The following is a 2,440-nucleotide window of genomic DNA, read 5'->3' as shown; positions in this document are numbered from 1 at the left end:
CAACATCTTTTGGATCAAGAGAGTCTAAAGTTTTTCCTTTTGGTAATTTATCGCTAATTGCTTTTTTAATTGCTTTATCGATATCGTCTTTTGTTATTTTTTTGAGGATATCTTCGCTAGTCTCCTTAGCTTTTGAATCTTTTCCATTTAAATTTTTATTTTTTCCACTTTTTTTTACTCCGGTAGCTGAAAGAGCTACTGATACTGAAAGTGCTGAAACTGCCGTCACATTTGCCGCTAATAAAATTTTCTTTTTCATTTTTTTACCCCTATTTTACTTATTTTTTATTTTAGAAAACCTAAAATATCATATTTTATTATTAAATAATAACATACTACTTGAAAAAAAATTGTTTATCACAATGTTTATAACATTTTAAAATATGTACAAGAGAGACTTCAAGTAAATAATTATCTTAAAATAAAATACAAAAAAATACACTCATTTTTAATAAGTGAGTGTAAAATTTATTATTTTTAATTATGTTATTAGATGCCAATTTAAACTTCGTAAAATGTTACAACTACCATCGGTTCTTTGTTAATTGTTCTAAATAACGCCTTTTTAATTCTATTTCTAATTCTATTTTGAATCAGTTTATAATCAAATCTTTCTTGTTCTTCAATTGTTTGTATGATTCTTGATTTAACAAGGTCCATAATATCAACATCTCCCCCTTTTGGAATCATAACTCCAACTGTGTTTATGTTAATGTCTGAAACAACCTTCTTAGTTTTATAATCAATTAATATAGCAACTGTCAAGACACCTTCACGTGCAAGTTCTTCACGCTCAGCAATTACACCATATGATAAATCACCAACACCAAATCCATCAATTATAGTGTCACCATGTTCTTTAATTTTTCCATTTGAAGAAGCAAATTTACCATCTTTAAATAAAGCAATTTTACCATTTTGTAAAACAATTGACTTAGTGAATTTATTTGCTTCTGTTGCAAGTTTAACGGCTGATGTTAAATATCTATATAGTCCAGATATTGGAATAAAATGTCTTGGTTTAAGAATTTCAATTGTTTTAAATATATCTTCTCTTGCTGGATTTAATTTGTAATATTCTTTATCTGATACATCATAAATTCTTTTTAAATTTCTAGAAATCATATCAAGAGTTTTAGCAGCTGGTTTTTCAAGTCCATTGATAGGTGGAGCAATCATAATAACAGTATCTTCTTTTCTTAATTTTAAAAATACATCATTACCTTCAGCAATTCTAATAAATCTTTGATATAGTCTTTCACCAGTACCTGTAACAAGAACAACTGCATTATCAGTTTTTTCAATTAATTTATAATTTATAATTTTTGGTAATTTTGCATTAGGGTGAAGTTTAATATATGTCTCCATAAGTGTTGAATAAGCTCTACCATAAGTAATAACAGGTCTATTTTCTTCTAGTGCCAAATCAAGGATTTCTTGAAGTGTATACATTTCTTCATCATAGGCCCCAATAATAATTCTTTGATTCTTGGGTGTTGTTTTAAATGTTTCTGAAATAATTGGTTTAATTGAGGATTTATCAATTGCTGAACCAATATATGATGATCTTGCTGATTCTGCAAGAAGTGCAAGAATACCCTTATCAGAAGCTGAAGCCTTAATTGCTTCCAGGTTAGTTTTACCATATTGTTTTAAATCACCAACTACATAATTAGACATGTAAATAATATCTCCATCTACAGTAGAAAAATTATATCCATATGTTCCTGGTATTGAGTGTGCCAGTTCAATTGGAGAAACCGTTACATCTCCAAATTTAATTGGTTTATTTATTTCGTTAATTGAATAATCTCTATGCCCTATTTTATATTTAGCAACACGCCCTTTAATAATTTCTGTTGTAAATTTAGAACCGTAAATTTTCATTCCTTTTGTTGTCATCAATAGTCATGGAAGTGCAGCAAACACTTCATCATGTCCATGCGAAATGAATACACCTTGTATTTTTTTTGCGTTTTTTGTAATGTAATCAAAAGTTGGGATAATTGTATCTACACCAAGTTTTGAAACAACAGGTAATTTAATACCAGCATCGACGATAAATGATTTGTTATCTACTTCAATAGCATAACAGTTCTTACCGTTTTCATCTTGCCCACCAAGAGCAAAAATATTTATATTAGCCATAATAGCCTCCTTGTTTATTTAGTTAGTTTACTTTCTTGTTTTATTAATTGCTATTTAGTTAAATTAATAAAAGGAAGGTGAAAGATTTACATCTATATTAAATGTATTATATCATAGCGATAATTATTAACTATTTAAAATTAATTATATGTATTAAAAAAGATGATTTGTTTATTAATGAACAAAAAAGGGCAAAAAAAATAGCGACTTTCTATTTTCACCTTACGGCTATCGTCGACGTTAACAGGCTTAACTTCTGAGTTCGGAAAGGATTCAGGTGCACTCTGTTGCT

Annotated in this window: 2 protein-coding genes; both read right to left on the bottom strand. The window is 28.2% G+C overall.

Annotated features, from left to right (window positions below):
- The coding region (locus C4B24_RS04570; RefSeq protein ID WP_210725200.1) for a hypothetical protein at nt 1-259 on the bottom strand (259 nt) is incomplete at its 3' end.
- Between the two features lie 242 nt (nt 260-501).
- Nucleotides 502-2,148, bottom strand: coding sequence for a ribonuclease J (locus tag C4B24_RS04565; RefSeq protein ID WP_131599596.1), 1,647 nt, complete (start codon nt 2,146-2,148; stop codon nt 502-504).
- Nucleotides 2,149-2,440 lie beyond the last annotated feature (292 nt).

It is taken from the genome of Mycoplasma marinum (assembly GCF_004335975.1).
GTDB classification, from domain to species: Bacteria; Bacillota_I; Bacilli_A; order Mycoplasmatales; family Metamycoplasmataceae; genus Mycoplasma_K; species Mycoplasma_K marinum.
The sequence above is the reverse complement of the archived record's forward strand: the minus strand, read 5'-3'. Positions and strand labels throughout refer to the sequence as shown.